Raw genomic sequence first — 7,942 nt, forward strand, 5'->3', positions numbered from 1 at the left:
GTATCCTGGTATGCTTCACTCATTAATTGTTTGTTGTCGGGGTCGTTCAAAGTGGCCGCTGTCATTGCAGTCCCAATCACCCGACCGCCCATAACGGCAAGCGGTGAATGACGGCCTGCCAATACTCGGTCGTAACCGACTTCCGATGAACGGGTAATCAATTGCTGGTATCTTTCTGGGAATAAGTAAGCTAAGGTTTCACCTGTCTCAAATGCTGCCGTGGTGTGACCGCTTGGGAAATCGTAATCATTAGCAGCGGCTGAAGCCATAACGTTTTTCAAGTAGGGATTCACTTTGACTTGATCACTTTGACGATAAGGACGGGTGAATTTGATGTAAGCTTTTGGTGTCCCGGTTCCAGACCAAGTTGAATCTTCAGCAATGTCCACCAGCTTGACTGCAGAACCCAAGGTGGCGTTCTCGTCGGCCCACTTCATGGAGCTGTAGGGAGAACCTGCAGGCAGTGGCGCGTTAGGTACGGCATTAAAATCCGTCTGCGCATTTGTGTCCTTAATAAATGCAGGTGCGTATTGACCAAAGCCACTGATGAGGTTATATCGAAGGTCGCGACGGTCCGTTAAATATGAACGATCGATTTCAGCCTGCGATGCACCATTTGAAATTTGAATCGATTTATCCAAATTCTCTTGTAACAATGATGCGTTGGTTTTTGTGCTGGTCGTTGGATTCCAGTATGTCAAAAACGTATTGTTGAACAACGCAATTGCCGGATTTGTATCCGGAGTCGAATTGGTCTTCACGTTTTCCTGATAGTGATCAACGAAATACCCGTACGATGCCGGTACCGGATTCAATTCACTGGATAGACTTGAATCACTCTTTGCGTTTACCTTCACATCGGCATTCTGTGAACCTAAAACGGCGGTTCCGGTTAACGTCAAAAGAAAGGCGCTTTTCAGAACCGTTTTCAAAATTGTGCTGCTATGTCTGCTTCCCATGCTTAATCCTCCCAAAATGAAACAATTTCTATGAAATGCCTATCAGAACAACAAGTATCAGCAAAACCACAAATGATATCTCCCAGCCCAACTTGGGAGTATGCTTGATTTCGTACAACATTGTTGACATATTCACACCATCCTTTAGATAGTCCCTGATAACCACTCCTGATTCATCTTTAGTGTACTTTCGGGATGTAAATTAGCCGCAAAGGATTTGTAAAAAGTGGGTAAAAGTTGACCAAACACATTGATTTTCTCCAACTCAAAAAGGCCCGGGCAAAATGCTCGGACCTTTTGAAAAAACGTCGCAATCCCGCCTACTGTGCAGCAGACTGGTCGCATTTAATTTCTGCAGATTGTTTTTGGAAGATTTCCTGCAGCTGAGCAGAGTTCAGTAACTCATCGCTTTGAATCAGCTTGTAGGCTCCCATAAATGTCGAGCTGATGAGTTCCTTGAGCTTTTCTTTCGGGAATTCATCGGGGTGTTGAAGCCAATCGTAGCACACCCAGGCAAAACCGCTGGATAGGAAAATAATCGTGTAATTCAAATCCCATTGGCGATCCCTGGTCGGATCATTTCCGAGTCGACCTCGGTTAAACAGCCCACCGACAAATGAAATTGCCTGCTTGACATCTTCTTGAATCATTCGAGTAAATAACATGGTGTCAACGGTCGATACCAGCTTAATACCTCGACTATTGTGACTCATATAATCAACCGCTTGGCCAACAGATTGGATAATTGCTTCCATCGGATCATCCTGATTTTCCCAACCTTGGGAAAATTGGTTTAACTCCTTGGTGTACTTATCTTCCAGCTGGTCAAACAAGTCATACACGTCATGAAAATACGTGTAAAACGTCCGGCGGTTAATATGAGCGGCCTTGGTCACTTCGGTCACACTCACTAATTTGAGTAGTTCGCGGCCATCCGACAACCGGGTTGCGGCTTGACTTGTCATCACTTTATTTTCCATCACGGCAATAAACGCGCGAAAGATTGTTTGTTTCATTGAAATGTTTTGAAACATATTCGTTCCCCCTGTAAGAAACCCCGAACATAACCCCTAATTGTTATTCGTCTATGGTTATTATAACCTACATTGACTAATAATATTAGATACAGGAAAGCAGCCCCCGGAAAAACCGGTGGTTGCCAACCTGAAGATTACGACGTAAGTTCCCCTTCTAATTAATTTAGAACTAATCTACTGAAAACTTACGACGATGAGAAATCCAGACGTAACCAAGAACATCAAGCAACATTAGGAGTAATCCTAAAACTGCGATCAGAACTTGATTTCCGATATTCTCATTTGTTTGAGGTAACTTCTGTTGAGCCTTTAAACCATCTTTACCCGTCACTGAGTCAGGAACCAAGGCTGATTTTGGCGTCGTCATCCCTGATAATCCATTCATCTGTGACGAATTTGTTTCGGCGTTTCGATTACGGTTACCATTTTCATTATTTGTATTTTCGCTGACTTTATTCGACTTTCCATGATTGGTTGATGGTGTTGCAGGGAATTGGCTGTTCCCTCCAACATGATTACCTGTTGAAGGGACTTGGCTAGTTCCTCCGTTATTTGAATTATTGGAAGCATTTGGCAAACTCGGCAATGAGGAAGTGCCATCGGCGCTAACCGATGAGCCTCCAAGTGTCGGTAAGTTAATGAATCCATTATTCGTGGTACCACCAAACAATGATGAACCGAATCCATTTTGGGCACCCAGACCAACGATCGGAAGGATAATTGGCAAAAGTGCTGGAAGGACAACTGGAATACTGATAACAACTGGGAGTAATGGGACCATTGCGACAAGGACTGGCAATCCAAGGACAACGAGCGGCAATACAACCAGTGTGGAAATGATGATTGGCAGTATGACTGGTAACAACACTGTCAATACAATTGGTAACAGTAACGGAAGCAAGGCAGCTAACAAGACCGGTACCAACAAGATCGGCAATATCAACGGAACGATAATTGGGATAATGATTGGCAGTATAACCGTCTTATTTCGACCAACTAGGGTTTGAATCAATCCTGGCAAGATTGAAGCAAGCGACTTAATCAGCGAGTTTGCGCCATTTCCGATTACGGCTAAAGTACTCATGAGAGGAATCAATGCTAACAACAGTGGCAAGCCATTGAAGTTAATATTGATGTTAATGTTATGATTCTTGTTCCCGTTCAACAGATTGCCCAGAAGGCTTCCCAACAAGCCACCAATCAGTGGTGATAAGAAGTTCTTGAGCGTATTTCCAAGCTGCTTAATGCCATTAGCAATCAAGCCAGCTCCGATAAGTGGTAACACACCGAAGCCGATCAGCGGAAGAATAAAGCCCTTCATCAATGATTGGGTAGCATTCTTCATCAGACTGTAGCCGATTAATAATCCTGTGTTGAGTACGAGAATTGTTTGTGCAATTTGACCAACTGTCTTCAACAAATTATCAAGCCAAGCTGGAACTTTGATGGTTGGAATCAATCGTGATAATAACGATAAGCCGACCATTTCGGCACCGAACAACGTCATGTTCATCAAGTTCTTTATCAACTGTGAAAGGCCACTCTTTAGTGAATCGGCCACAGTTGAAATTGCGGACTCAATGGCATTTACAACGCCGACCAAGCTTGTGTTGAGGCCATCAAGAACACCTTTGAAAATCAGGTTCAATAATCCAGAAACGATGTTCTTGCCCACGTTGAATAACGTGGTGATTGGTGCAAATAATACGGATCCAATTCCAGAAATGATTCCTGGAATCACTTTCAAGAAACTAACGAGGTCAACCACATGAGTCAACAAGCGACCCAAGAGGAATCCAGGAAGACCAAGGATGACGGCATTGAAAATTTCGAGTGGATAAGTGATAACTTTACCCAAACCGGCAATCACGTTGCCAATCAACTCTGGAACTCCTTTGAACGAAAGTACTTGAAGTGGGGATGTGATGAGCTTAATGAAGAAGTTGGCAACATTTCCAAATGTCTTGAAAATCTGCTGACCAAGTTGATTAAGCCCGTTCGTAACGAACCAAATTGGTGCAGTAACAGCAAACATCATCAGATTAGTCAACGTGTTTTGAATGCCTTTAATCGCATTCCCAACAAATTTCTTAATCCCGTTCACTGTCATGATTGCTTGAAGGAGGCCGCCGATGATCAATGGAACAACCGTATCAAACACCTTGAAGAACAAACCGTTCTTGACCAGTAATTTAACGAATTGAAGCGGTTTGATTCCAAATAACATCAAAGGCAAAATCAAGCCAAACGTGAGTAACTTACCTAATCCTTTTGTCAAACCACGGGTAATCAATGTCGCCAATCCGGATAAGGCAACTGTCTTAAACAGATTTTGTAAGAATGATCGACCGCCATTTAACAAGTTACCAAGACCGGACAGAATAATCGCGGGCAGCCATTGAACGAAACTGTTGCCTAACAATGCCAATGGAACCGCAAGAATTAAGCGACCCAGTCTGTTACCAGGCAATGACAACAACAAGGTTGGTAAGAAGAACAATGGAGAAATAAGCGTTAAGCCTAAGCCGGTGAGACCACTGGCAATCAGCGGCAAAACGAGTTGATTCATCAGCCAATTGAATGGGCCGACGACGACTTGCTGGTTAACTTGTCGTAAGAATCCAAGAACACCAAGTGCTCCAGGAACAATGGCAAACCCTGTCAGCAGATCGCCCAAGTGTTTGATTCCGCGAATGAAGAAAGTAAATGTTGAGCCGATCTTCATCAATCCCTGAACGATTCCTTTGAGAACCTTGGGAACGACTTGACCTGCATTCCACATCTTCTTGATGTTGGAAACAAACGATCCAATGGCTTTAAGTGGATTGCTGCCGTTTATGATGAATAATAAACCGGCTATGTTGAGCAACAATTTACCAACCAGGCTTGTGATCAAGTGGGTAATCAATGTTGTCGCCCCAGAAATCAGGTGGAATACGAATGACCCTAATGCAAGGCCAATCCCCCAGATGGTTTGTAATCCCTTAAAGACGGTATTAACTGCGTTGACAATATTTTTCAATATGCCATTCAGTTTATTTTGAGCTTTGATTGTATCAATAACTGACTTCACGAATCCAACAATAAGAGTCAATGGATTCAATAAGGTATTGAGAAGTCCCAATCCAAAGAAGACAGCAATTGGTACAAGGTTGTTGATGACGAGATCAAGAACGGGTTTGATGAACAAACTATACGGCAGGCCAAGCAGTGCCAGGCCGGCAGGAATCAATCCACCAAGCAACATTGCGCCTCTGAACAGACCACCGAGTGGGTTGACAATATCAGGTAAGCCAAGAACGGCTAACTTAACGAATCCACCCAAACCATTTAAGAAGGCCTTAAATAAGTTAGGAATGACAGCGAACAACGACTTGATTCCGTTATTAAACAAGTCTTTGAGACCTTGGAACAATCCTGATAAGCCTGTCTTAAACAAGTTATGTGCCAAATCTGTCAGTCCCTTGGTTAAAAGACCAATGAGGACTAGTGGCATTAACAAGCCGCCAAGCAAACCAGCTGCGATGCCAAGAGCCAAACGGCCGAAGTCGTTCATGATGTCTCCGGCAATGTTTCCAAGACCTTTGAAGCTATTAATCAATGAAGCAAACAGCTTAGGAACTTGATTCAATGCGAGTAACCAGTTAAGTGGGAAGATTGGCAACAGCAGTGAACCAAACATCTTAAACAGTGACATCCCTGCTGATAATCCTTCAGCAAGGGTCTTAAGACCATCAAGGACAAATGCAGATAACGGACCTAAGAGATCCTTTAAGACATTGCCCATCTTCTCAAACACGTTCAGCAATGGATGCTGACCATTCAAGACATTCTTCAAGACGTTAACCAATCCGATTAACGGCCAAGTGAATAATGCCAACGGTAAGAGAAGTAATTTCGTCAAATCAAGGGTTCCGTTGATCAACAACTGACCGATTAGGTTAATCAAATCAGGAATTACTTGAGCCAATGACTTCATGTGCGCCATGATCAGTGGAATCAGCATTGCGACTCCAGCGATTAATGGCAATGCAAGTAAAGTAAGTGGGCTCAGCAATAGTGAGATGATTGAACCGATCACCGTTGCGATGACTGGGATCATCATCCCAATCAAAGGCATCCCGAGCAGACGAACAATGGTTTGAGCAACACTTGCCAAGGTGGCAAAGATAATCAGTGGTAAGACCACATTCTTAATCAAGTCACCTAACAGCTTCAATGGATTGAGATCATTTAAGAACCCAAAAGTATTTTGAAGCAGTGCAAATGCTTGTTGAACAACCCCGATCCGTCTCAAAACATTCAATGCTGGAATGATTAGATTCATCAAGCTCAGAACAGCTTTAACGATGTTACCAATAAACTTGGCAATCTGGCCGACAGTGAGCATCAAGCCAACAAGGCCTGCTCCGATAAGCGGAAGAATCAGACTTGTCAATGGATTCAATAGATTTAACAATCCAAGAATCCCAAATCCGATGAGATTGAAAATCGTGGTAATTGGAGAAATAATCAAACGGCCTAGTGAACTGAAGATCGTTTCCGGAATTGAGAATAACAATCCCGTGATTACGTTTGAAACTAATGACCATAATCCAGCTAACGCTTTATTAATAAAGTCATTGAGCTTCAAAGCTTGTTGCATCAACCAAGCTGGCAGGGTTAACAAACCACCGATCAAGCCCTTGGGAAGGATAACAATGATGTTCAAAATGGTTCTGAGCAAACTGTTGAGCAAGTTGTTACCAAAGAGCTTCTCGAATAAAGTGGTAACCGCGCCAGTAAGGAATCCAGCAACGTTTTTAATCAAACCTAGTAATGGATTAATGACGCCTGAAATTAACAGTGCAGGCAAAGCAATTGGTAATGCGACCAAGCCAATTGGCAGCAAGTTAATCAAAATTCCGAGCGGAATCAGGATTAAGCCTGGAAGACCAAGTGATAAGAGCATCGATAAGCCAATTACCGTTGAGAATGTCAGAGGAACGGCGGTCATGATAAAGATCGCGTAGTTCAATACGGCAAACATTCCCGGAACCCAAGTTCCAACAATCATCCAAAGAATGTCAACAATTAAGGCGACAATCCAGCCAATGATTGGAATCAGGCCAATCCAATTTGCCATACCCCAAATTGGATTTTCCATAATCAGGTAGTAAATAAACAATTCAATTGGGAAGACGGATCCCAACCAACTTTGGGCAATCATAAAGGTTCCCGCAAGGAAGGCCGGAATGGAAGCAACACCCAATACGGCAAAGATAACTGCGGCTAAAACAGCGGCCAATGGATTTGCGATAAATCCAGCAATTAATGCAAAGCGTAGGCTTCCGACAATTCCAGGTAACGCAATTAGGGTTGCAACCAAGTCACCTATCAGCATCAATGGTAATGTGATCAGAGTAATGCCAACTCCAAGGAAGGCGGCCATTGGTAAGAGAACCCAGTAGCTTAAGAATGAAGGAACGTTAATTCCCAAATTCAAAACTTCTTGAAGAATGATGACGATTGCCCCAATTCCGACCACGATAAAGGCAATGAATGCCAAGGCAAGGACGGATGGAATGGCGTTGAGAACGTACAATCCAATCAATCCGATTAATAACCACTTTGCGTTGAACAATGCAAGGCCGGCTAATAATCCGACACCTGGAATCAAGCTGATCACATTGACGTTTAATCTAAACAGATCCATAGTTCCCAATCCGAGGACTGCAAGTAATGGAAGCGCCAGGTAAGCGTAATTTGTGATGTTCTGGAACAAATTACCAAGTGGATTCAACCAGTTTGTGAACGAACCTTGGAAGAAGAACAGTGTGGCAGGAATGAAGATGCCACCTAATCCCCAGTACAAGATTGGTTGAACAAACATCGTGTAAACCATGATAATAAATCCTTCAAAGTCGGCAATCGGGTTAACCGCTAATGTCAAGCCAATTGGACCTA

The 7,942-nt window shown here is 43.2% G+C and carries 3 protein-coding genes; all 3 read right to left on the reverse strand.

Translation table 11 applies throughout. From position 1 onward, the window contains the following. The coding region (locus AB3112_RS06125; RefSeq protein WP_367334116.1) for a phosphatase PAP2 family protein at positions 1–959 on the reverse strand (959 nt) is incomplete at its 3' end. Between the two features lie 320 nt (positions 960–1,279). Beyond that, complete coding sequence (locus AB3112_RS06130; RefSeq protein WP_084998893.1) at positions 1,280–1,993, reverse strand: TetR/AcrR family transcriptional regulator; 714 nt, start codon at positions 1,991–1,993, stop codon at positions 1,280–1,282. A 172-nt stretch (positions 1,994–2,165) separates the two neighbouring features. Beyond that, complete coding sequence (locus AB3112_RS06135) at positions 2,166–7,928, reverse strand: hypothetical protein (RefSeq protein WP_367334117.1); 5,763 nt, start codon at positions 7,926–7,928, stop codon at positions 2,166–2,168. Positions 7,929–7,942: the final 14 nt, after the last annotated feature.

It is taken from the genome of Lentilactobacillus sp. (genome assembly GCF_040773105.1).
Lineage (GTDB): Bacteria > Bacillota > Bacilli > Lactobacillales > Lactobacillaceae > Lentilactobacillus > Lentilactobacillus parabuchneri.